Origin of the sequence: Sandaracinus amylolyticus (genome assembly GCF_021631985.1) — a bacterium.
GTDB classification, from domain to species: domain Bacteria; phylum Myxococcota_A; class Polyangia; order Polyangiales; family Sandaracinaceae; genus Sandaracinus; species Sandaracinus amylolyticus_A.
In genome coordinates, this window is record NZ_CP070225.1 from 6,612,423 (window position 1) to 6,636,294 (window position 23,872).

Below are 23,872 nucleotides of genomic sequence, written 5' to 3' on the forward strand. Positions count from 1 at the left end.
ATCGTGCCCCCCATGCGGCATGCGTCCGGGCCTCGCTTCCTCTCGTTCTTCCTCTTCGCCGCCGCGCTCGTCACATCGTTCCCAGCCGCGGCGCAGGGCGATGCCTCGGTGATCGTCCTCGGGCTCACGTCGATCGAGGGCGACGACGAGTACGCGCGCAACCTGACCGGCGCGATCCGCAACCAGGCGTCGCGGGTGCCCGGCTGGCAGGTGAGCGATCGCGAGGTGACGCTGGCCCAGATGTCGCTCGCCCACGGATGCGGCGACGTGCCCGACGTCGACTGCCTGCGCCAGATCGCCGCGACGCTCAACGCGCAGCGCCTCCTCTACGGCACGGTCCGCCGCCAGGCGGGCGACTTCCACCTCACGCTCTCGCTCTTCGACGCCGAGACCGGTCAGATCGACCGCACCGTCGAGCAGACGCTCTCGAGCCGCCGCACCGACATCGACGATCTGCGCGAGCCCGCGCGCACCGTGGTGACGCAGCTCTCGGGCCCGGTCACCGGCGCGCTGCGCATCGCGTCGAACGCGCCGGGCGCGACGGTCAGCGTCGACGGCGAGGTGGTCGGCACCACCGACACCGAGGGCGGCTTCGCGATGCCGGCGATCGCGGTCGGCGAGCACGCGATCGAGGTCTCGGCGAGCGGGCGCGACCCGTGGACCGGCACGGTGACGGTGTCGCGCGACACCGAGATGACGCTCGACGCCGAGCTCGCGGAGAGCACGGGCGGCGGCGAGCACCAGGGCGGCGGCGACGGGCCCTCGATCAACTGGGCCGGCATCGCGCTGATCGCGGCGGGCGCGCTCGCGTTCGGCGGGACGATCTACTCGTGGGCCCGGCTCGAGGCGATCAACTCGGACGCGCAGTACCGCGCGTACACCGACTCGTTCCGCATGACCTACGACCCGATGCGCGGCGGCAACCCGCCCCCGACGTACCTCACGAACTGCACCGCCGCGGCGCGCGGCGACACGCTGGGCGGCCGCGCCGACGCGGGCGCGGCGAGCACGGTCGCGGACCTCTGCAGCGAGGGCGACACGCTCGAGGTGCTCCAGTACGTGTTCCTCGGCGTCGCGGTCGCGGCGGTCGGCACCGGCGCGATCTTCCTCGCGACCGGCATCGGCGAGAGCGGTGGCTCGTCGGAGCAGGAGCCGAGCGTGACCCTGATGCCGAGCTTCTCGCCCGAGGGCGGGCGCATCACGGCGCGCGTGCGATTCTAGGACCTCGGCGCGGATGCTCGTTCTGGGATCGACGTTCAGCCCGGAGCGAGCAGCCGGGACGAGGTCCTAGAACGCTCGGAGGACCGGGTGAGAATCGTAGGTGGGTCGCTCTCGGGTCGTCGCTTCTCGGGCCCGCCCGGAGAGCTGACGCGACCGACGTCGGAGCGGGTGCGCGAGGCGATCGCGTCGGCGATCGCGTCGCGCGGTGGGTTCGAGGGCACGCGCGTGCTCGATCTCTATGCGGGCACCGGCGCGATGGCGTTCGAGGCGCTCTCGCGCGGGGCGGTGCGCGCGGTGCTGGTCGAGCGGGACGCCAAGGTCGCGCGCGCGATCACGAAGAGCGCGGGCGAGCTCGGCTTGAGCGAGCGCTGCGAGGTGATCACCGCGGATCTGCGTCAGGCGCAGGCGCTGATGCGCATCGAGCGCGCGGCCGCGGGCGAGGCGTTCGATCGCGTGTTCGTCGACCCGCCCTATGCCGACATCGACGCGGTGCCTCCGCTGCTCGACGCGCTGCGCGCGCGAGGGCTGGTGGCGGGGGGTGCTTTACTGGCCGTGGAGCACGCGACCAGGCATGCTCCCTCCGCGCTCGAGGGCTACGACGTGCTCTCGCATCCGCGCTACGGCGACAGCGCCGTGCTCTTGTTGGCTCCGTCCGAGGGACTCGAATGAGCGTCGCGATCTACCCCGGGTCGTTCGACCCGATGACCAACGGGCACGTCTCCATCATCAAGAGCGGGCTCGTCGTATTCGACAAGCTGATCGTCGCCGTGCTGCGCAACCCGCGGAAGGAAGCGCTCTTCACGGTGGAGGAGCGCGTCGAGATGATCCGCGAGGAGCTCGGCGGCGCGGGCAAGAACGTCGAGGTCGACTCGTTCGACGGGCTGCTCGTCGAGTACTGCAAGAAGAAGAACGTGCGCGTGGTGCTGCGCGGTCTGCGCGCGGTCGCGGACTTCGAGTACGAGCTGCAGATGGCGAACATGAATCGCCACCTGAACACGCAGGTCGAGACCGTCTTCTTGATGGCGAACGACGCGTACTTCTACGTGAGCTCGAACATCGTGAAGGAAGCCTGGCGCCTCGGCGGCGACGTGAATCGCCTGGTGCCGAAGTCGGTCGCGCAGCGACTGAACGAGAAGATGGCGGCGTCGAAGGGCTGAGCGCGGTGAGGAGTCTCCGCGACGGCGCCCCGGCCCGACGAGCGATCCTGTGGCCATGAACGATCGCTTCGAGCTGACCGACGAGCTCGTGATGGGGTCGAAGCTGCGCAACCGCGGCCAGCCGGGCGATCGGAGCTCGCATCCCGGCGACTTCCTCGCCCGACTCTGGGCGCTCTTCGGCCAGCCTCCACGCCAGATCGATGGCGGCTTCGAGTACACCGTGCGCGACCGCTCGACCGGGCTCGCGTTCCACGCGTACTCGGGCGCGAGCGGGCCGGCGTACGGCGCGAGCTGGGACCTGCTCGAGGAGCTCGCGCCGGTGCTCGACGCATTCGACGCGCTGCTCGATCGCACGGCGCCGGCCGAGGTGGAGCTGGAGCTCTGCGGGGACGACGAGCACCGGCCCGGGGACCGATGGCTCGTGGGCGTCCGCCGCGGCGAGCCGTTCGAGCGCGAGGTGCGCGCTCGGGCGCGCAAGAGTCCCGGGTCCGCCACGAACGCCGACGAGTGCGAGGCGATCGCGAAGACGCTCGGCGGTCCCTACGGAATCTCGGCGGGGTTCCAGAGGGCGCTCGACGAGCTCGTCGACGTGCCCTCCGAGGTGCACTTCGGCGGGCGCACCTACCGCAACTGCATCGGCCTCGCGGTGCAGTCCGAGACCGGTCCGGTATTGCTCTTCGACGAGGGACCGGGGATCGAAGAGCTCGGCATCGACGAGGCACTCGGCGGTGCGCTCAGCGCGAAGGCGCGCCTGTGGCTCGACGCGTACGCGCGTTGGCACGATGCCCAGGGGCTCTCGCGACGCGCGCTCCGTCGGCGCTGACTGAGAGGCTTCACTCCGCGGCTTCGTCGATCGCCGCGGGCATCACGTCGGCGAGCGTCGGCGTGAACGTCGGTGCGTGCGCGAGGCCCTCGCGGCACGCGTCGTCGAACGCCGGCAGATCGTCGATCCCGATGCGCCCCACGCGCAGTCGATCGAGGCACGCGTCGCCGTTCTTCAGCGCGACGCGCACCCGCAGGTAGCCGTAGAGATAGCCCGCGTCGCGCGCGACTCCGCCGCCGCGGTGCGCACGCTCGGTGATCAACACCGCGCTCTCCGGCGAGAAGCCGTGCTGCTTGAACAAGAAGCGCGCGGTCTCGCCGAACGACGCGCCCGAGTGCAGGCGATCGGTCGCGATCACGCGGGCCGCGAGAACGCGCATGCGGTGCGGATCGAGCGCGCCCGCCTGCTCCTCGAGGCAGATCGCGAGGCCTTCCTGATCCGCGAACGAGCCCGCGGTGCCGACCTCGAAGATGCGGAGCGGCTGCTTCGTCGCGTTCGCCGCCGCGACCGCGTGCCCGAGGATCTCGTGCGCGACGAGCCGGCGCGCCTCGGTGCGCCCGAAGCGACGCGCCGCGATGAACACCGCGCGATCCCCGGTCGCCGCGCCCGCGACCAATCGCGCGTCGATGCGCACCTCGAGATCGAGCCCCGCCGCGCGCGCCGCGTCACGCAGCATCTGCGCGAGCGTCTCGGCCTCGATCTCGCGCGCCTCCTCGCTCGGCGCGATGCGCTCGAGCAGACCGCGCGCGACCGTGCTCACCCGCACCGGCTGCGCGTCCTCGAGCACCACCTCGCGCATGCCGGTGCCGAAGCGACGCGCCGCGAGCGGGCGCACGCGCACCGGATCACCGACGCACTCGATCATCGCGAGATCGACCTCGAGCTCGTCGAGCCGCGCGAAGTACATGGCGCGCAGCGCCGACGGCAGACGATCCCGCGCGAGCGCACGCGCCTCGTCGATCGCGCGCCAGAGCACCGGCTCGATGCGACGACGCGCGAGCTCCCAGCGCGGCATCGGCGCTTCGCCCTTGCCCACCTGTTCGACCAGGCGCGCCCTCTCCGACGCGGCGTTCGCGGGCGTCAGCGCGGGCAGCACGCGCGCCTCGCGCGAGATGCGCAGCAGCAGCGCATCGATCGGCGCGATCCCCGCCAGGACCTCGTCGATCGCGGCGACTTCGTGGAGCGCGCGCACACGCTCCGACCCGGGTTTCGCTCCCGACTCGTTCGTCGCGATCACGCGGCGGGGGGGCGAACGCATGAGCCCGGAAAGGGTAGCACCCGAGACCGAGGGGTCTATGACGATCGTACGGGGATCGTGCGCGGGGATCGCGCTCGGAACGCGTGGTACGCTGCATCACCGAATCGAATCACCGCGGGTCACGAGAGGAACACACCTTCAATGGCACTGATGGAAGACAGCCTCGTCTCTCGTATCGCTTCGCTGCAGGACTACGCGACGTATCGCGATCTCAACTGGGAAGGCTCCTTCGAGGAGTACCTCCGCGTCGTGCGCGAGCGTCCCCAGGTCACCCGGAACGCCTTCCAGCGCCTGTACGACATGATCGTCAGCTACGGCGAGGAAGAGTACATCGACAACAAGAAGCGCCTCGTGCGCTATCCGTTCTTCAGCGATCCCATCGACGGTGGGAAGGACGGAGTCTTCGGTCTCGACATCCCGCTCATGCGGCTCGTCAACGTGCTGCACGCAGCGGCGCTCGGGTACGGCCCCGAGAAGCGCATCATCTTGCTCCACGGCCCGGTCGGCTCGAGCAAGAGCACGATCGCGCGGCTGCTCAAGAAGGGCATCGAGCGTTATTCGCGCACGCAGGAAGGCGCGCTCTACACGTACAAGTGGGTCAATCTCAAGGAGACGGGCCTCGCAGGCGACGCGGACGAGCTTCCGTGCCCGATGAACGAGGAGCCGCTCAAGCTGATCCCCGAGGAGTGGCGCGAGCGCGCGATCAAGGATCTGCACCTCGGCACCGATCGCGCGCGCGTGGTGTCGCCGGGCACGCTCAATCCCGCGAGCCGCTACATCTTCCGTTGCCTGATGGAGAAGTACGGCGGTGACTGGGGCCAGGTCATCGCGAAGCACGTGCGCGTGCGCCGACTCGTGCTGAGCGAGAAGGACCGGATCGGCATCGGCACCTTCCAGCCGAAGGACGAGAAGAACCAGGACTCGACCGAGCTGACTGGCGACATCAACTATCGAAAGATCGCCGAGTACGGATCGGACTCCGATCCTCGCGCGTTCAACTTCGATGGTGAGTTCAACATCGCGAACCGCGGCATCATCGAGTTCGTCGAGATCCTGAAGCTCGACGTCGCGTTCCTCTACGACCTGCTGGGCGCGACGCAGGAGCGGAAGATCAAGCCGAAGAAGTTCGCGCAGACCGACATCGACGAAGTGATCATCGGTCACACGAACGAGGCCGAGTACAAGAAGCTGCTCTCCAACGAGTTCATGGAGGCGCTCCGGGATCGAACGATCAAGATCGACATCCCGTACATCACGAAGATCTCGGAAGAGGTCAAGATCTACAAGAAGGAGTTCGGCCCCGAGCGCCTGCGCGGAAAGCACGTCGCGCCGCACACGCTCGAGGTCGCGGCGATGTGGGCGGTGCTCACGAGGCTCGAGGAGCCGAAGAAGCACCAGCTCTCGCTGCTCCAGAAGATGAAGCTCTACGACGGCAAGACGCTGCCGGGCTTCACCCAGGACAACGTGAAGGAGCTGCGCAAGGAGGCCAATCGCGAGGGCCTCGACGGCATCTCCCCGCGCTACGTGCAGGACAAGATCTCGAACGCGCTCGTGAGAGACGGTGTCGAGGGATACATCAATCCGTTCATGGTCCTGAACGAGCTCGAGAAGGGCCTCGCGCACCACTCGCTGCTCTCCGACGTCGAGCAGAAGAAGAAGTACCAGGAGATGATCGGCGTCGTGAAGGGCGAGTACGAAGAGATCGTGAAGAACGAGGTCCAGCGCGCGATCTCGGCGGACGAAGAGGCGATCTCGCGGCTCAGCGCGAACTACATCGACAACGTCCGCGCGTACACGCTCAAGGAGAAGGTCAAGAATCGCTACACCGGCCGTGACGAGGAGCCGGACGAGCGACTCATGCGCTCCATCGAGGAGAAGATCGACATCCCGGAGTCGCGCAAGGACGACTTCCGGCGCGAGATCATGAACTACATCGGTGCGCTCGCGATCGAGGGGAAGAAGTTCTCCTACGACACCAACGATCGCCTGCGCCGCGCCCTCGAGATGAAGCTCTTCGAGGATCAGAAGGACTCGATCAAGCTCTCGTCGTTCGTGTCGAACGTCATCGACAAGGACACGCAGGACAAGATCGACGTCATCAAGGATCGTCTGATCAAGTACTACGGCTACAACGAGGCGAGCGCGAAGGACGTGCTCTCGTACGTCGCGTCGATCTTCGCGCGCGGCGACGTGAAGAAGTAGTCGACATCCAGGGTGATTGCGGCGGGGCGCTCTCGGAGACGAGGGCGCCCCGTTGCGCTTCTTGGAAGAGTGCGCTCGACTCGCCGACGAACGCCGAGGGGTGTGCTCGATGCGAACAGGTGCTTGGCTTTCGCTCGCCGCGGTGGCGCTCGGGATCGGGTGCGTCGAGGGCCCCGCACCGGTCTGGGTCTGCTCAGTCGCCGACTACGAGCTGATCGAGAACGTCGGTTGCACGTGCGATCTCCCTCAGGGTGCGGAGGTCCCCGAGGGCGAGGTGCTGGAGCGGGGGACGGTCGCGGGTGTCGTCGCGCCGCCCGGGACGTACCCGCCCAACGCGGTGGTGCGCATCCACCACGAAGGCGAGCAGACCATCACGTGGACCGGCGACGACGGGTCGCTCTTCGCGATGATCCGCCACGCGAACGTCGATCTCCGCGGCGTGCACGTGCGCATCGACGTCGAGGGCGCGTCGAGCGGCTGGGCGACGCTCGATGCGGTCGAGGAGGCGTGGCTCGCTCCGTCCCGGGCGCCGCACGAGGAGTTTCCCGAGGGTGCGGCCGTCATCGAGCACCCGGGCGGGACGCTGTGGACGCGCGCGCACATCGAGCCCGACAACATCGCGACGCCGATCGAGCATGCGCTCTGGATCGCGCGCCAGAGGCCCACGTGGCTCGATCCGGCGCCCGCGCTCGACACCGAGCTGGAGCGCATGGATCCGGGAAACGAGGGCGACTCCGTGCGGCTCGTGATGCTGCACGCGTCTGGCCACGCGAGCGGCTGTCACGCCGGAGCCGGATGGCGCTGCCGCTGCTCGAAGTCGACGCGCGTCGCGGGGCTGTGCGCGGATCAGCCTCCGCCGCCGCCTCCCCCGCCTCCGCCTCCGCCGCCTCCGCGGGACGCCGGCGTGCCGTTCTGATCGCGGCGCCGCATGCTGCGGCGCGTGGACGGCGTGCCGCAGCAGTTCGAGGACGTGCGCGATCGTGCGGCGTTCCGGCGTCCCGCCCATCGCGACGGGATCGAGCTCTATCGCGCGCACATCGTGCGGCACGCGTTCGAGCCGCACGTGCACCTCGCGCTCGGGCTCGGCGCGATCGACGAAGGCGTGCAGCGCATTCGCTATCGCGGCAGCGAGCACGTCGCGCCCGCGGGCTCGCTCGTGATGATGAACGCCGACGAGGTGCACACCGGGCGCGCCGAGACGCGCGAGGGGTGGCGCTATCGGATGATCTACGTCGAGCCCGAGGTCGCGGCGGAGATCACCGGCGAGCGCGGTTGGTGGTTCGACGACGCGCTCGCGCGCGATGCGGCGCGCGCACGGCACGTCTCGGGGATCCTCGCGGCGCTCTGGGGCGCGCACGACGCGCTCGCGTTCGACGGGCTCTTGCTCTCGCTCTTCGACACGCTGCGCCCGCATGCGCGCGTCGCACGCGTCGCGCGGCCCGAAGCCGAGGCGCGCTTCGAGCGGGTGATCGACGCGATGCGCGCACGCCTCGACGCGCGCCACACGCTCGCCGAGCTCGCTGCGATCGCGGGGCTCAGCCCGTTCCACTTCCAGCGCCGGTTCAAGGCCGCGCACCACGCGACGCCGCACGAGATGCTGATGGCGCTGCGGCTCGCCGACGCGAAGCGAAGGCTCGCGCGCGGCGAGCGTCCCGCCGCGATCGCCGCCGCGGTCGGGCTCGCCGATCAAGCGCACCTGACGCGCGCGTTCGTGCGCCGCTACGGGGCCACGCCCGCGCGCTACCAGCAGCAAGCTGGTTCAAGACCGCACCGCTGATCCGCACCAATCCGTGCCGCGATGTCCGATCGTGACGCCAACGTCTCCGGGTCGCTCTACGCGCTCGCCGCCGGGCTGCTCTGGGGGCTCGTGTTCGTCGTGCCGGTGCTGCTCCCCGAGTATCCGGCGGCGGCGCTCTCGTTCGGGCGATACGTCGCGTTCGGCGTGATCGCGATCCCGCTCGCGTGGATCGGTCGCACGCAGCTGCGCGCGCTCTCGCGCGCCGACTGGATCGAGGCGACGAAGCTCGCGCTGGTCGGCAACGTCCTCTACTACCTGTGCCTCGCCGCCGCGATCCAGCGCGCGGGCGCGCCGCTGCCGACGATGATCATCGGCACGCTCCCGGTGGTGATCGCGCTGGTGTCGAACGCGCGCGGCGAGCGCGTGCCCTGGGCGCGGCTCGCGCCCTCGCTCGCGCTGATCGCGATCGGCATCGCGCTGGTGAACCACGCGGAGTGGCAGGCGCTGCGCGCCGATCCGAGCGCCGATCCCCGGCGCTACGCGATCGGCGGCGTGCTCGCGATCGGCGCGCTCGTGTGCTGGACCTGGTACCCGATCCGCAACGCGGCGTGGCTGCGCGCGTCGCGCACCCGATCGGCCTCGACCTGGGCGACCGCGCAGGGCGTCGTGACGCTGCCGATCGCCGCGATCGGCTATGCGGGGTTCCTCGCGTGGAGCGCGATCACCGGCGAGGACCGGTTCCCGCTGCCGCTCGGGCCGACGCCGTCGCGCTTCGTGATCGCGATGCTGGTGGTCGGCCTCCTCGCGTCGTGGCTCGGCGCGACGTGCTGGAACCGCGCGAGCCAGCGCCTGCCGACGCAGATCGCGGGACAGCTCATCGTGTTCGAGACGCTGTCCGCGCTGACGTACGCGTTCGTGCTGCGCGGACGTCTGCCCGACGCGACGACGGTCGCGGGCATCGTGCTGCTGGTCGTCGGCGTCGCGTGGGCGCTGCGCGCGCCGCGAGAGACCGAGCCGGCGCCGCTCGAGAGCACGTGATCAACGACGTCGCGCGGCGATCAGCGCGAGCGCGGCGAGCACCACGACGAGCCCCGCCGATCCACGCGCGTGCCCGACGGCGCAGCCGCCCGCGCCCTGATCTTCGACGCAGCGCCCGCCGCCGTGGTGCATCGCGCCCTCGGGCACCGGGTTCGACTCGAAGTGCTGTCCGTCCGGACAGGTCTCGATCACGTCGGCGCGCGCCGATGGAGCGAGCACCAACAGCGCGAAGGCGAGCGCGAGGATCGTCCGCATCGCGTCATGCTCGCCCGACGCGCGTGGACGGGCAAACGATCGCGCGAGAGTTGCGCGACGTGACCATCGGTCGCAGCGCGGCGCGCGAATTCCGCGCATTTCTGCTGGCCCGCGCGTTGCGGAGAGCGCCTCCGGAGCCGGTGTTGCACGACGTTTGGCAGTGGGCCCGTGGAGTGGAACGATGCGCGCCATGCTTCGTTCGCTCCTCGCGTCCGCGCTCGCCGCGCTCGTCCTCGGTGGTTGTTACTTCGTGCAGTCCCCATCGCGCCCGGTGCCAGCCCTCGCCGTGCTGCGCGAGGAGGGCGAGCGGCAGGGCTGCCTCATGATCTTCCTGCCGGGCATGCTCGACGGCCCCGACACGTATCTCGATCACGGGTTCCCCCAGGACCTGCTGCGATCGGGCGCCGCGTGCGACTCGGTCGCGGTGAACCTCCACGTCCGTTACTACGGCGACGGCAACGTGGCCGAGAAGGTCTGGGAGGACGTGCTCGCGCCGGCGTTGGCGCGCGGGTACGACGAGATCTGGATCGTCGGCGTCTCGATGGGTGGGCTCGGCGCGCTGCTCACGGCGAGCGCCTACACGCGCCACGTCGACGGGATCATCCTGCTCTCGCCCTACCTCGGCGAGGAGTCGTTCGTGCGCACGGTGATCGACGCCGGCGGGCTCGCGGAGTGGACGCCGCCGAGCGAGATGCCGGCGCGCATGACCGGCGACAACTACTCGCTCTTCCTGTGGTCGTGGCTGCGCGGCTACGTCGACGATCCGGAGTCGATGCCCGCGCTCTACCTCGGGTTCGCGAACGGCGAGCGGCTCGCGCCCGGGGACGAAGTGCTCGCGCGCGTGCTGCCCGAGGGCCACGTGCTGCAGCAGGACGGCAATCACGGCTGGGCGACGTGGCGACCGCTCTTCCGCGAGCTGCTCGCGCGCGCACGGCCGGGCCGTGGTGATGCCAGCGTGCTCGCGTCGTCGCAGTGAGTTTCGGTAGTCTGAGCTTCGAGGGAGGGACCGGATGATCGCTCGGGGGACCTGGATCGCGCTGCTCGCAGCGCTGTCGATCGCGCTCGTGCCTGCGCTGGGGCTCGCGCAGGAGGACGCGCGCACGCTCTTCCAGCGCGGCCAGACGGCGTACTCGCAGGGCGACTACGACGCGGCGATCGAGCAGTGGACGCGCGCGTACGAGCTCGACCCGCGCCCGCTGCTGCAGTTCAACCTGTCGCAGGCGTACGAGCGGCTCGGTCGGCTCGAGGACGCGATCCGCGCGCTCGAGCTCTACCTCGAGCGTGCCGATCCGAACGACGAGCACCAGTCGGACGCGCGCGCGCGCGTGTCGGCGCTGCGCGAGCGCGTGGGCCGCACCAGCGTGCGCGTGACCGGGGGGCCCGAGGGCGCGACGATCCTGGTCGACGGCGAGGATCGCGGACGCACGCCGCGCCCCGATCCGATCCAGGTCCCGCCGGGCTCGCATCGCATCGCGGTGCGCGCGCAGGGATACAGCGAGTTCACGTCGACGGTGGTCGTGCCCGCCGGGCAGTCGGTCGACGTCACGGTCGAGATGCAGGTTGCGAGCGGTGGTGGCGCGCAGGTCGCGGAGGGCGGCGGCGAGCTGCCGGTGGTGCCGATCATCCTGTTCTCGGCGGGCGGCGCGGCGCTGATCGCGGGTGCGATCATGGGCGGCATCGCGCTCTCGGACGCCGAGAACGCGCCGGGTCGCGACTCGCCCGAGGCCGACGCGGCGCGCGGTCTCGCGCTCGGCGCGGACATCACGATGGGCGCCGGCGTCGCGCTCGCGGCAGCGGGATTGATCGTGCTGCTCGTGAGCGACTCGGGCGGCGGCGAGGAGCGCCAGCCCGAGCGCATCTCGCTCGCGCCGTGGGGCGGCTCGAGCGGCGGCGGCGTCGCGGTCGCGGGGTCGTTCTGATGTTCTTCGCTTCGTGGGGGCGTGAGATGAAGATGACGACGATGCGTGTCCTGCTCGCGGCGCTGGCGATCGGCGCAGGCGTGAGCGGTGCAGGTTGCTCGGTGATCGTGGACGACGCGATCCAGGATCGCGACGCGGGGGCCGTGGAGTCGTGCACCGGCGTCACGAACGGAACCGAGTGCGGCAACGGGCGCGTCTGCGTCGACGAGGCGTGCGCCGTGAGCACGTGCGGCGACGGAGTCGTCGACACCGCGCGCGACGAGCAATGCGACGACGGCAACGACGAACGCGGCGACGGCTGCGAGCCGACGAGCTGCATCTTCACGTGCTCGATCGACAGCGACTGCGCTGACGACGAAGAGTGCGACGGAGAGGCGAGGTGTGAGGAGCACCGCTGCGTGCCCGGCACGGACCTCGACGACGGAGCCGAGTGCACGCTCGCCGACGTGCCCGACGTGGACGCCGGGATGCCGGACGCCGGCATCGAGGACGCCGGCGTCGACTTCGACGGCGGGACCGACGATCCGACGATCGGTCAGTGTCGCGCCGGCGTGTGCGTGAGCCGCGGCTGCGGCAACGGCGTGCTCGGCGAGGGTGAAGAGTGCGACGACGGCAACAGCGAGGACGGCGACGGTTGCGACACGGATTGCACGTACAGCTGCGAGAACGACGCGGAGTGTCAGAACGAAACGGTCTGCGACGGGACGGAGACCTGCGAGGTCGCGACGCACACCTGCTCGGCCGGTGATGCGCTCGACTGCGCCGACGCCGAGAACTTCACCAACGGACGCGGCGACTGGGGCCCCGACTGCACGGTCGACACGTGCGATCCCCTGATGGGATGCGTTCACACCTTGCGTGACGCCGACGCCGATGGATACCCGCCGAGCGCATACGTGCTCGACGGCACGAGCTACTCGTGCCTCGGGACCGCCGCGAACGACTGCAACGACGTCGACGAGACGGTGTACCCGGGCGCCGAGGAGATCTGCGATGGGCGCGACAACAACTGCGTCGGCGGCGCGGACGAGACGGCGCCCACGCACTATGCGGATTGCGACGGCGACGGCTTCGCGGCTCTGAATCCGACCACCGCACCGATGGTCTGCACGCCGCCGGCGAACACCGGTTGTCCGAACCCGGCGATCGCGCGGTGGACGACGACTCGCCCCATCGCAGGCAATCGCACGACGTACGACTGCAACGACGCGAATCCGAGCGTGTTCCCGGGGCAGGAGACGTGGTTCGCGAGCGCGATCCCCGGAGCTCCGGCGCTGAGTGCCTACGACTACAATTGCGACGGCACGAACCAGCAGGAGCGTCCCGACCCGCCCCCGTGCACGACGCCGCCGTGTTTCGTCATCATCCCGTGTATCAACGGACGCTGCTACCGCGACTTCGGCTGGAGCGACAACACGGCGCCTGCCTGCGGAGCTCAGGAGAACTACGACTATTGCGTGAACGGCCGGACGTCGTGCGGGACGAACACGCAGCTCTACCGGCAGCGCTGTCGCTGAGATCGACGACAATGCGCTGACGCACGAGTGGGCCCCGGCTCGACCGCGAGCCGGGGTCCGGTCGTTCTCGATCGGAGAAGGTTGCGGCCCGATCGCCGCGTGCCCCCAGGCACACCCGCGGCCGACCTCCCCGTCGGCACGGACTCGGTCCCGCACTCGCGCCCAGCGCAGCGGAGCGTAGTCGACGAGAGCGCGCGTTGCGGATCGCCCCAGCCCTCGAACGCGAGCAATCGCGCGCGAGGGGGGCTATGCTCTTGCTCGTGTCGCTCCGCATCGACCAGGACCACTCGCGGTTCAAGAACATCGTCCGCGGCAAGATCCGGCAGAACCTGCGGCGCTACGTGTCGCAGGGAGAGCTGATGGGGAAGCAGGGGAAGGACGTGGTGTCCATCCCCATCCCGCAGATCGACATCCCGCGCTTCCGTTACTCGGACCGCCAGCAGGGCGGCGTCGGTCAGGGCGATGGTGAGCCCGGCGATGCCGTGGGCGGCGGCGAGGGCGAAGGCGACGGCCAGGGCAAGGCGGGCCAGGACGCGGGCCAGCACGTTCTCGAGGTCGACGTCACGCTCGACGAGCTCGCCGACATCCTCGGCGAAGAGCTCGCGCTGCCGAACATCGAGAACCGCGGCAAGAGCAAGCTCGTCGATCAGAAGGATCGTTACGTCGGCGTTCGCCGCGTCGGTCCGAACTCGCTCCGCCACTTCAAGCGCACGTACAAGCAGGCGCTGAAGCGACAGATCTCGATGGGCACGTACAACCCGTCGCGACCGATCGTGATCCCGACCCGCGACGACCTGCGCTTCCGCTCGTGGAAGACCGAGGAAGAGCCCGTCGCGAACGCGGTGATCCTCTACATGATGGACGTCTCCGGCTCGATGGGCGACGAGCAGAAGGAGATCGTGCGCATCGAGTCCTTCTGGATCGATGCGTGGCTCAAGAAGCAGTACAAGGGCCTCGAGACCCGCTACATCATCCACGACGCCGTCGCGCGCGAGGTCGATCGCGACACGTTCTTCCGCACGCGCGAGTCGGGCGGCACGATGATCTCGAGCGCGTACAAGCTCGCGGCGCAGATCATCGACGCCGACTATCCCGCGAGCGAGTGGAACATCTATCCGTTCCACTTCTCCGACGGCGACAACTGGTCGGTCGACGACACGCTGCTCTGCATCGAGCTGCTCAAGACGAAGCTGCTGCCGGTGAGCAACGTGTTCTGCTACGGGCAGGTCGAGTCGCCGTATGGCTCCGGGCAGTTCATCAAGGATCTGCGCGAGCACCTCGGCAAGAACGACAGCGTGATCACCAGCGAGATCCGCGACCGCGACGCGATCATCGAGTCGATCAAGGAGTTCCTCGGCAAGGGGAAGTGATCGGCTGAGCCCCATCCTTCCGTGGGGTGTCCGTCGACGGGCACGGCCCGAGTTCGGTACCATCGCCGCGTTCGATGGCGGATCTGATCCCGTTCGCATTCGGCATGGGGGCAGCCGATCTCGTGCTGTTCTCGGTGTTCGCCGTGCTGTACCTCCGTGAGCGGCGCGAGCACCTACGAGCCTGGGCTTGGGCGCACGCGCTCGACGGCGCGCGACATCTGATCCTCGCGGTCGACATCTCGATCGGCGGCGCGGTGGTGCTCGAGCTCGCGAGCACGATCCTGCAGACCGCCGGCGCGTGGTGGATGATGGACGGCGCGATGCGCTTCGCGGGGCGCCGCTCGCATCGAGGCTGGATCGCAGCCGCGTTGCTCGTCGGCGTGTCGGGCGGGGTCGCGCGATGGCTCGCGCTGCCCTTCGCGATCGTGCACCTGCCGACCTCGACGTTCCTCGGCCTGGCGCGCGTGACCGGCGCGCTCGTGCTGCTGCGCGCGGAGGGCACGCGGACCGCGCGCACGATCACGTGCGTCGCGCTGCTGCTCTGGGGCCTGCACTCGTGGAACTACCCGTTCCTGCGCGAGGTGCGGTGGTTCGCGCCGTGGGGCTTCACGCTCGCGACGCTGCTCGCGACGTGCGTCGGCATCGGCATGCTGATGCTGCACCTCGAGCAAGCGCGCCGCGAAGAGCGCGCGAGCTCTGCGCGCTATCAAGAGCTCTTCGACGGCGCGATCGAGGGCTTCTTCCGCACGAGCCCGCAAGGAAGGTTCGTCGCGGCGAACCCCGCGCTGGTGCGCATGCTCGGCTACGAGCACGAGTCCGAGCTGCTCGCGCTCGATCTGATGCGCGACGTCTACGCGAACGCTGCGGATCGCGCGCGCATCCTCGCCCATCAGGACGGCGACATCGACACCGTGCGGCTCAAGCGACGCGACGGGAGCACCATCGAGGTCGCGGTGCACGGGCGCCGCGTGCGCGACGCGAAGGGCCAGGTGCGCTGGTTCGAGGGCTCGATGCGCGACGTCACGGAGGAGCAGCGCCTCCGCGAGGAGCTCGCGCAGGCGCAGCGCATGGAAGCGCTGGGGCGCATGGCGGGCGGCATCGCGCACGACTTCAACAACGTGCTCGGCGCGATCGTCGCTGCCGCCGATCTCGCGCGCTTGCGTGTCGATCGCGGGCAGCAGCCGACCGCCGAGCTCGACGACGTGCGCGACTCCGCGATGCGCGCCGCGGATCTCACGCGGCAGCTCCTCGCGCTCGCGCGCCGCCAGCCGCTGCACCGGCGTCCCCTCGATCTGCGCGATGCGGTGAGCGCGAGCGTGCGCGTGCTCGGTCGCGTCATCGGCGAGCGCATCGAGGTCGAGGTCTCGCTCGCGCACGAGCCGCTCGTGGTGCTCGCGGATCGCGGGCAGATCGATCAGGTGCTGATGAACCTCGCGCTCAACGCGCGCGACGCGATGCCCTCGGGCGGGCGGCTGCACATCGCGACGGAGTCGATCGAGATCGAGGGCTCGGCGTGGGCGCGGCTGGTCGTCGAGGACACCGGCGTCGGCATGGACGACGAGACGCGCCGGCACATGTTCGATCCCTTCTTCACGACGAAGCGGCACGGCCAGGGCAGCGGGCTCGGGCTCGCGATGGTGTACGGCGCGGTCACGCAGAGCGGCGGGCGCATCGACGTGGAGAGCGCGCCGGGCGAGGGCACGCGCATCGAGGTCGTGCTCCCGCTCGCGGTGGCGCAGCGTGCGATCGAGCCGGTCGAGATCTCCGAGGAGGGCCCGCGGCGCGTCGCGCGCATCCTGCTGGTCGAGGACGAGCCCGCGCTGCGACGCTCGGTCGAGGTCGCGCTGCGCGAGTCGGGGCACGAGGTGCGCGCCGCGATGAACGCGGCGGAGGCCTTCGATCGCTGGGGTGAGTGGCCCTTCGATCTGCTCGTGACCGACGTGGTGATGCCCGGGCTCTCGGGCCCGGATCTCGCGCGCACGGTGCGGCGTCGTGACCCGCTCTGTCCGGTGATCTTCGTGACCGGCTACGCCGCCGAGCCGATCGACGACGCGCTCTCGGAGCACGCGGAGCTGCTCACGAAGCCGTTCACGATGGACGCGCTGCTGGTCGCGGTGGCGCGCCGGCTCGAGACGCGCGACGCGGCGAGCGCTGCCGAGAGCACGCCCCACGTCACCACGGCCTGAGGCTCGACCCCGGGACTACCCAAGCTTGCGGGGCGGAGCGCTGGTGCTGAGGTACACTCGGCATACATGGCCAAGTACGCCCTCAACACGTCGACGCCTGCGTACCTCCGGGACATCCAGAAGCAGGTCGAAGAGTACGCGCGCGGCTACGGGCTGGACTTCTTCCCGACGATGTTCGAGGTCGTCTCGTACGACCAGATGAACGAGCTCGCCGCGTACGGCGGGTTCCCGGTGCGCTACCCGCACTGGCGCTTCGGCATGGAGTACGAGCAGCTCAGCAAGAGCTACGAGTACGGGCTGTCGAAGATCTACGAGATGGTGATCAACAACAACCCGTCGATCGCCTACCTGCTCGAGGGCAACTCGCTCGTCGATCAGAAGCTCGTGATGGCGCACGTCTTCGCGCACGTCGACTTCTTCAAGAACAACTACTACTTCCGCGCGACGAACCAGGGCATCGATCGCCAGACCGATCAGCCGATCCGGAAGTGGATCGACACGATGGCGAACCACGGCGCGACCATCCGCCGCTGGGCCGATCGTGTCGGCATCGAGAAGGTCGAGGAGTTCATCGACACCTGCTTGTCGCTGGAGAACCTGATCGACCCCGCGAAGCCCTTCGAGCCGCCGAAGCAGGCGCCGAAGAAGAAGGACTTCGAGTTCCTCGAGGAGGAGCCCGAGGAGGTCGCGAAGCTGCGCGTCGACAAGGACTACATGGAGGACTTCATCAATCCTCGTGAGTTCGTCGAGTCGCAGCAGAAGAAGATGGACGCCGAGAAGGAGAAGGCGAAGCGCGTCCCCGAGCGGCCCGACCGCGACGTGCTCGGCTTCCTCCTCGATCACGCGCCGCTCGAGCGATGGGAGCGCGACGTGCTGTGGGGCATCCGCGCCGAGGCCTATTACTTCTGGCCGCAGATGCAGACGAAGATCATGAACGAGGGCTGGGCCAGCTATTGGCACTCTCGATTGATGACCGAGAAGATCTGCGACGACGGCGAGATCATCGAGTACGCAGAGCGCAATGCGAGCGTGATGGAGACCGGCAATGGCCGTCTCAATCCGTACAAGCTCGGCGTCGAGCTCTATCGCCACGTCGAGGAGCGCTGGAACAAGGGCCAGTTCGGCAAGGAGTGGGAGGACTGCGACGACCTCGAGGCGCGTCGCTCCTGGAACCGCCGCACCGGGCTCGGGCGCAAGAAGATCTTCGAGGTGCGCTCGCTCTACAACGACGTGACCTTCATCGACGAGTTCCTCACGCCGGAGTTCGTCGCGGAGCAGAAGCTCTATTCGTTCGGCTACAACGCGCGCAACGATCGCTGGGAGATCGAGAGCCGCAAGTTCAAGGAAGTGAAGGAGAAGCTCCTCTTCCAGCTGACGAACGCAGGACAGCCCTTCATCCGCGTGGTGGACTCGAACCTCGGCAATCGCGGTGAGCTCCTGATGGAGCACGATCACCAGGGGATCGATCTGCGTCTCGACTGGGCGCGCGAAGTGCTGAAGTCGCTCGTGCGGGTGTGGCGTCGACCGGTGGAGATCCACACGAAGGTCGAGAACAAGCCGACCTTGCTGCGCTTCGACGGCAAGGAGCACGTGCAGCGGCCGCTACGGTGAGCTCGGCGAAGTGGGCGGTCGCCGGCGCGATCGCGCTCTCGGTGCCGGCGATCGCGTACGCGTGGAACGTGTCGCGCAACGTGAGCGCGCGAGCGCGCGTCGACGGCGCGTGCGAGCGCATCGAGTCGACGCGGACGACACGATGGGCCGTGCTCGAGGAGCCGGCACGTTCGCTCTTCGAGGACGACGTCGAGCTGGTTCGCGGGCTCTTCCTGACGATGGGCGACACGCCATGCGCGGGGCTGCGCGAGGCGTTGGCGTCGCCGTGGGCGTGGAACGCGGGTCGGACGTGGGACGATCCGCCGATGTCGCAGGACCGGCTCGCGCAGATCACCGCGGCTGCCGAGCGCGCGCGGGCGCGATGTCCCGCGCTGATGGGCTCGGCGCTGAGCGCCATCCCCGGTCAGGACGCGGCCGCGATCGACGCTGCGGCGGTGAGCGCGTGCGACACGATGATGGCGGACTTCGACGCGTACGCTGCGGCACCACGCGAAGCGAGCGAGCCCACCGCGCTGTGGGCGTGGCCGGAGCGACTGGAGAGCCTCGCCGATGCGCTCGAGCTGACGCCCTGAGACGAGAAGAGCCGCGCGACGTCACGCATCGAGCGGCTCGCTTCCCGGGGCAAGCGGGGCTGGGGACCCGCGCGCAGCGTTTGAGGTGGGGGACCCGATCCGGCTTCGCCGGTCGGGGGGAGGGGTCTTCCAAGACCCCTCCCGCTCACTCAGCGCTGGTGGGTCCAGTAGTGGTAGCGCAGGAGGACCTGCACGTTCTCGAGGTTCGTCCAGTCCATCTCGGGGCGCGCGTGGATCTCGAGCAGGTACGAGCCCGCGAGCGGACGACCCCACCACTCGGAGCGCTCGTAGGGCGCGATCAGCGCGGCGTCGGTGCCCGACATCGGGTTCGTCAGCCAGCGCTCGTCGGCGATCGCACGCGCGCGGGTGATCACGCCGGGCTCGAACGCGAAGAAGCGCTCCTCGCCGTCCCAGTCGTCCAGCGTCGTGCGCCCCTCGTGGCGGATCGAGACCTGGATGTTGCCGTCGCCGTAGCACTCGACGGGACGCGTCGCGCGCTCGCAGTCGAAGAGCGCGCGCCCCACGAGGTTCACGGCCACGCGCTCGATGCGGTAGTTGAAGTTCCCGCGCGCGAGGCGATCCGCGAAGTAGCCGTGCTCGAGCTCGGAGGGGATCGCGAACGCGAGCACCGCGCGCGAGACACCGCCGAGATCGATCGTCGTGCCGCCCTGCTCGAACACCCCACACGGCTCGGGCGGCTGCGCGGGATCGATCTCCACGCCCGGCGGCACGCCGCCCGGCAGGAGACCGCTCGCACCGTGGCACTCGAAGAGCACGCGCGACACGAACGGCACCTCGTTCTCGAGCGTCGCCGACATCGCAGGATCCAGCGGGATCGCGTCGCCGAGGTTGATGATCTGCAGGTCGCTGCCCTCGCTGAAGCGATGCGAGATCGGATAACCGTCGACGAAGCCGCGCAGCGAGCGCACGTAGTCCTGCAGCAGCTCGCCGCGCACGTCGGTCGCGACGGGTCGTCCCGTCGACCTCGACCTGCGTCACCGCGTCCTGCAGGTCGAACACGTCGTTCGCCCACGACGCGGGGGGATCGACGTACGGCTCCTCCGCGCTCATCGAGGGCAGATCGAGCGCGAGCCGCACTTCGATCGCGCGGCGCGCGACGAACGCGTACCGCTGCGCGCGCACGAGCGCGTCCTCGGCGCGGCGGCGCTCGACCACCAACGTCGCACGCCACAGCGGATCACCGGCCACGCCGCTCTGCGCCAGCGCCTCCGCGATCTCGCGGCGCTGCTGCGCGAGGCGCACCTCGCGCTCGATGTCGTCGAAGCGACCATCGGCCGCCGCGACGCGCGTGACCATCTGCGCGCCGCTCCACGTGAGGTGCTGCATCTGCGAGAGGCGCAGCGCGAAGTCGCCGAACGCCTCGCTCAGGATCTCCTGACGTCGTCGTTCCTGATCGCTGCACGCGTCGAATTCGCCCATGATCGCGCCGATTCCGCCGATGGTCCCGCCCACTGCGGCGAGCGTCGCGGCGAGGCCGATCGTCGCGGTGCCGCCGGTGACGATCGTCGCGGCGGCGACCGCAGCGGCGATCGCGACCGTGACCGCGGCGCCGCGGAGGAACGTGCGCACGCCGCACGAGAGCGAGTCCCACCACGAGTCGCTGATCGAGAGGAACTGGCTGCGGTGCACGAGCAGCTCGCTCTCGGCCGCGTTGAACGTCGCGTGATAGTCGGAGAACGAGGTGCGGATCTGCTGGAGATCCTGGAAGAGCGCGATGAGCTGCTGGCGCGTCTCACCGCCGTACGGCGCGAACTGACCGGCCTCGAGATCGCCGCCCGACGCCGCGCGGATCTCCTCGACCACGACCTGCGGCAGCTCGTGCAAGCGGATCGACGCCACCGACGCCGCAATCTGATGGTGGCTGCAGCGCAGCACCTGGAGCAGGTGATCGAACCACTGCTCGCGCGAAGTGGGCGCGGGCTGGGTCGCCGGATCGTAGGTCGCGCAGAACGCGTTCTCGGCGGGCGCGCGGACGAGCCCGAGCTCGTGCAGCGAGACCGGCGCGGACGCGCGCGGGAGCACGCACGTCGCCTCGGGGCTCTCGGCGCCGCACAGCTCCGAGACCGTCGCCTGCTGGGCGAGCGCGGCGCTCGCGAGCTCGGCCTCGACCTCGCGCTCGTACGCGAGCTGCTGCAGCTCGTGCTCGCGCGCGCGCGTCAGGAGATCGGTCGCTTCGCTCTGCGCGCGCTCCGCCGAGTCGAGATAGCTGCGCCAGCTGTCCTCGCGACCATCGCCGTTCTCGACGAGCTCGCCCTCGAGCGGCGGCACGAAGCTGCTGGTGAAGCCGAGCGAGTTGTAGAGCGGCATCGCGGGGTCCGCGGGATCGACCGCGAGCGTCTCCGCGAGCTCCGCCGCGAGCGTGCCGCCGAACGCGTGCACCTGCGTGCCGGCGCCGGGATAGATCACGTCGAGCAGCGCGTGGCTGCGGCAGGTGTTCGCCGCATCGCCGGGCTCGCGCGCGCACCACAGCACGTGCACCGGGACCTCGGGCGCGAAGGCGCGCATCCCGGGCGTGGTGAACGAGCGACGGCAGTACGGGCCGACCGCGAAGCCGACCGTGCAGCCCGTCGCGCCGCCGAAGCCCGACGTGACCTCGGTCATGCGCGTGTAGCGCGCAGGGTCGTTGGTCACGTGGCTGCAGCTCGCGCTCGTGCCTGGCGGCGCGAGCGGCTCGCGGCCCGCGACCAGACACCGCACGTCGGACGCGCGCGGCACCATCACGGCGATGCCGCGCGGCAGGTGCGCGCCGCTGCGCTCGAACACCGACCACGTGCCGGTGAACGACGTGTCTCCAGGGCAGCCCGGGCCCCCGTCGCACACGCGCCACTCGGTCCACGCGCTGCCGATCTGCGCGTCGAGGAGCCCGAGCGTCGCCTCGGCGGTGCTGCGCAGCGACGGATCGGCCGGCATCGTGGTCACGAGCTGGAGCCGCAGGATCTGCGCCGCGCCCGCTGCGCCGACCGCCGCGAGCTGCGAGCGCGACGGCGTGTACCACGACGGATCCTTCGAGCCCGCCTCGCCGCCGCCGCCGGCGCGCGCGAGCGAGGCCTGGAGCGCGAGCAGGCTGCGCTGTCGCAGCGCGGGGGTGCCCTGCACGATCGAGCGCGACGGACACGCGCTTCCGCGCGCCGGCGCGATCACGACGCCCTCGAGCACCGCTTCGCCGTCGCGCAGGAGCTCGACCGCGGCCGCGACGTCGCTCGATCGCACGCCGTGCACCTCGTCGGTGAGAGCGCGCTCGCCCGCCGCGCGCGCCGGTCGTCCGAGCGCGGTGCGCAGCGCGGCCTCCAGCGCGTCGTACATCCGCGTGGTCTCGGCCGCGTCCGCCGCGAGCCATTGCGGCTGCGTGATCTCGCCGGTCGTCGCGTCGACGCAGGCGGTGTGGCTCAGCGGGACGGCGTGCTGGCGGAGCAGCTCGAGCGCGCGGGCGACGCGGACGTCGGAGTACGAGCGCGTCGCGTAGGGCAGCTCACCGCCGCGCGGGACGGAGAGCACCTGCTCGGGCTGATCCGGCGTCGCGAGGGTCACGATGCGCACTTCGTCGATCAGGCCGGGCGTGACCGCGAGATCGAGCGTCAGCTCGTGGCGCAGGAGCGTCATGCGGTCGTCGGTCGAGCCGCTGCCGAGATCGATGCCGCGCCCTGGCGACGTCGAGTACATCGTGCCGGCGCGACCGACGATCGCATCGCTCGCGAGGAGCGCCGCGTGGTCCGAGATCACGCCGAGGATGCGGCGATCGAACACGAACAGACTGCCCGCGCGGCGCGCCGGCTGGTTCGGGTACTCGAAGTGCACGAGGTAGACGTTCACCCGCGTCCCGGCGGGGATGGGCGACGCGCTGCCGCTCACCGTGAGCGGGCTCGGCAGCGGGAAGTCGGCGCGCTCCTGGAGCACGCGGATCTGCGTGCCGCGGAACGCGAGCGGCCGGAGGTCGGGCGGGAACCCGAAGTAGTAGACCTCGAGCGCGCCGCCGACGCTCATCGGCATCGACGGCCCCGGCACGGTGCGCTGCGCTGCGAACGGCGTCGCGCCGTAGAGCTGCGATGCGAGCGCGGCGCGACGCGAGCGCGGCCCGAACACCGCCTCGGAGAACGTGCCGCCTTCGACCTCGGCAGGGCTCGTCGCATCGGCCGCGGCGCGCGACGCGAGCACCATCGTCTCGTCGAGCTCGGTCGCGGTGCTCACCGCGTCGTCGGCGCGCAGGTGCAGCGTGCGCTCGTAGCCGTTCGCGATGCGCAGGCAGTCGGCGTCGGTGGTGCCGGTCGGGCACACGCCCGCGGTGCGCAGCCGCGTGAGCTCGGCGAGCCCGCGCGCCGCGCTCGCGCGCGATCGCTGCGATGCCTCGGCGAGCACCGCGGCGCGCACCGGACCCTCGAGGCGATGCGTCGTCGACTCCGCGGCGAGGCGCAGCTCGAGCCCGAGGCAGTGATCGAATTCCGCCTGACAGAACACGTGCGAGATCGACGCGCTCGGCCAGCCCGCGCACGCGTTCACCGCGGCATCGCCGGGCGCCCACTGGCGTCGCGAGAGCGACGCGCGCGCCGCGTCCTCGCCGAGCGCGCAGTACGGAGGCGCGGTGATCTCGCCGGTGCGCGCGCCCGCGGTGCGCTGGACGAACGTCGTGAGCCGTCCGTCGCCGAGGAGACCGACGGTCGCGGGCCGCAGGATGTCGGTCCGCACGTCGGCGGTGGCCGAGATGTTCGGCCAGAGCAGGTGCGACTCGCAGTAGCAGGCCGCATCGTCGAAGACGCGTTGCACCTCGCGCTCGACGGCGCTCGGATCGTAGGTCGTCTCGAGCGAGTCGTCGGTGCTGCTCGGTGCGCACCCCGCGACGACGAGCGCGCTCAGCGCGAGCTGCACGACTCTGGACCAAGATGAAGCCCGCCTCACGTTCCGCCCTCCCAGCGGTCCCCTCGACCGCGGGCGGCGCCTCGGCAACGCGTGTGCCTGGCGAGAACGCGTGGGCTCGCGCGTCGGGGTGGCG

General features: G+C 70.3%; 18 protein-coding genes. 15 read left to right on the forward strand and 3 right to left on the reverse strand.

The annotated features are described in order from the left end of the window. The first annotated feature begins 12 nt into the window (after positions 1 to 12). From I5071_RS27995 to I5071_RS28010, 4 genes are all read left to right on the forward strand, one after another. On the forward strand, positions 13 to 1,221 hold the full coding sequence (locus I5071_RS27995) for a PEGA domain-containing protein (RefSeq protein ID WP_236515992.1): 1,209 nt from the start codon (positions 13 to 15) through the stop codon (positions 1,219 to 1,221). 87 nt (positions 1,222 to 1,308) lie between these two features. Further along, positions 1,309 to 1,890 (forward strand): RsmD family RNA methyltransferase, encoded by a 582-nt coding sequence (locus I5071_RS28000; protein WP_236515993.1) that lies wholly within the window; start codon positions 1,309 to 1,311, stop codon positions 1,888 to 1,890. Next, entirely contained in the window at positions 1,887 to 2,378 is a 492-nt protein-coding gene (gene coaD, locus I5071_RS28005) for a pantetheine-phosphate adenylyltransferase (protein ID WP_236515994.1), read from the forward strand. Before I5071_RS28000 ends, coaD begins: the two co-directional genes overlap by 4 nt. 55 nt (positions 2,379 to 2,433) lie before the next feature. Then, positions 2,434 to 3,201 carry a hypothetical protein gene (locus tag I5071_RS28010; RefSeq protein ID WP_236515995.1) on the forward strand — a complete coding sequence of 256 codons (768 nt, stop codon included), beginning with the start codon at positions 2,434 to 2,436 and terminating at the stop codon, positions 3,199 to 3,201. Positions 3,202 to 3,211: 10 nt separating this feature from the next. Here I5071_RS28010 and I5071_RS28015 read toward each other — a convergent pair whose 3' ends face one another. After that, entirely contained in the window at positions 3,212 to 4,393 is a 1,182-nt protein-coding gene (locus I5071_RS28015; protein WP_236515998.1) for a tyrosine/phenylalanine carboxypeptidase domain-containing protein, read from the reverse strand. 216 nt (positions 4,394 to 4,609) lie between these two features. Here I5071_RS28015 and I5071_RS28020 point away from each other — a divergent pair, with 216 nt between their 5' ends. The 4 genes from I5071_RS28020 to I5071_RS28035 all read left to right on the forward strand — a co-directional run bounded on the left by I5071_RS28020 (position 4,610) and on the right by I5071_RS28035 (position 9,437). Then, on the forward strand, positions 4,610 to 6,661 hold the full coding sequence (locus I5071_RS28020) for a PrkA family serine protein kinase (protein ID WP_236515999.1): 2,052 nt from the start codon (positions 4,610 to 4,612) through the stop codon (positions 6,659 to 6,661). A 109-nt stretch (positions 6,662 to 6,770) separates the two neighbouring features. After that, a complete protein-coding gene (locus I5071_RS28025; protein ID WP_236516003.1) occupies positions 6,771 to 7,577 on the forward strand; it encodes a hypothetical protein in 807 nt (268 codons plus the stop codon). Positions 7,578 to 7,589: 12 nt separating this feature from the next. Continuing rightward, on the forward strand, positions 7,590 to 8,438 hold the full coding sequence (locus tag I5071_RS28030; protein ID WP_236516004.1) for an AraC family transcriptional regulator: 849 nt from the start codon (positions 7,590 to 7,592) through the stop codon (positions 8,436 to 8,438). 21 nt (positions 8,439 to 8,459) lie between these two features. Continuing rightward, a complete protein-coding gene (locus tag I5071_RS28035; RefSeq protein ID WP_236516006.1) occupies positions 8,460 to 9,437 on the forward strand; it encodes a DMT family transporter in 978 nt (325 codons plus the stop codon). Here the strand turns inward: I5071_RS28035 and I5071_RS28040 are convergent, their stop codons facing one another. After that, positions 9,438 to 9,692 (reverse strand): hypothetical protein, encoded by a 255-nt coding sequence (locus tag I5071_RS28040; RefSeq protein WP_236516011.1) that lies wholly within the window; start codon positions 9,690 to 9,692, stop codon positions 9,438 to 9,440. Positions 9,693 to 9,882: 190 nt separating this feature from the next. On the opposite strand from I5071_RS28040, the gene I5071_RS28045 reads away from it, so the two are divergent. The 7 genes from I5071_RS28045 (at position 9,883) to I5071_RS28075 (ending at position 18,867) form a co-directional block, all read left to right on the forward strand. Further along, positions 9,883 to 10,668 (forward strand): hypothetical protein, encoded by a 786-nt coding sequence (locus tag I5071_RS28045; protein WP_236516013.1) that lies wholly within the window; start codon positions 9,883 to 9,885, stop codon positions 10,666 to 10,668. Between the two features lie 34 nt (positions 10,669 to 10,702). Continuing rightward, positions 10,703 to 11,611, forward strand: coding sequence for a tetratricopeptide repeat protein (locus tag I5071_RS28050; protein ID WP_236516020.1), 909 nt, complete (start codon positions 10,703 to 10,705; stop codon positions 11,609 to 11,611). Positions 11,612 to 11,652: 41 nt separating this feature from the next. Beyond that, entirely contained in the window at positions 11,653 to 13,128 is a 1,476-nt protein-coding gene (locus tag I5071_RS28055) for a MopE-related protein (RefSeq protein WP_236516021.1), read from the forward strand. A gap of 260 nt (positions 13,129 to 13,388) precedes the next feature. After that, on the forward strand, positions 13,389 to 14,498 hold the full coding sequence (locus tag I5071_RS28060; RefSeq protein WP_236516022.1) for a DUF444 family protein: 1,110 nt from the start codon (positions 13,389 to 13,391) through the stop codon (positions 14,496 to 14,498). 74 nt (positions 14,499 to 14,572) lie between these two features. After that, a complete protein-coding gene (locus tag I5071_RS28065; RefSeq protein WP_236516024.1) occupies positions 14,573 to 16,684 on the forward strand; it encodes an ATP-binding protein in 2,112 nt (703 codons plus the stop codon). A gap of 66 nt (positions 16,685 to 16,750) precedes the next feature. Continuing rightward, positions 16,751 to 18,295: a SpoVR family protein gene (locus I5071_RS28070; protein WP_236516026.1), complete on the forward strand. Its 1,545-nt coding sequence runs from the start codon at positions 16,751 to 16,753 to the stop codon at positions 18,293 to 18,295. After that, entirely contained in the window at positions 18,292 to 18,867 is a 576-nt protein-coding gene (locus tag I5071_RS28075; protein ID WP_236516027.1) for a hypothetical protein, read from the forward strand. Before I5071_RS28070 ends, I5071_RS28075 begins: the two co-directional genes overlap by 4 nt. Before the next feature lie 21 nt (positions 18,868 to 18,888). Here I5071_RS28075 and I5071_RS28080 read toward each other — a convergent pair whose 3' ends face one another. Next, positions 18,889 to 23,748 (reverse strand): hypothetical protein, encoded by a 4,860-nt coding sequence (locus I5071_RS28080; RefSeq protein ID WP_236516029.1) that lies wholly within the window; start codon positions 23,746 to 23,748, stop codon positions 18,889 to 18,891. Positions 23,749 to 23,872 lie beyond the last annotated feature (124 nt).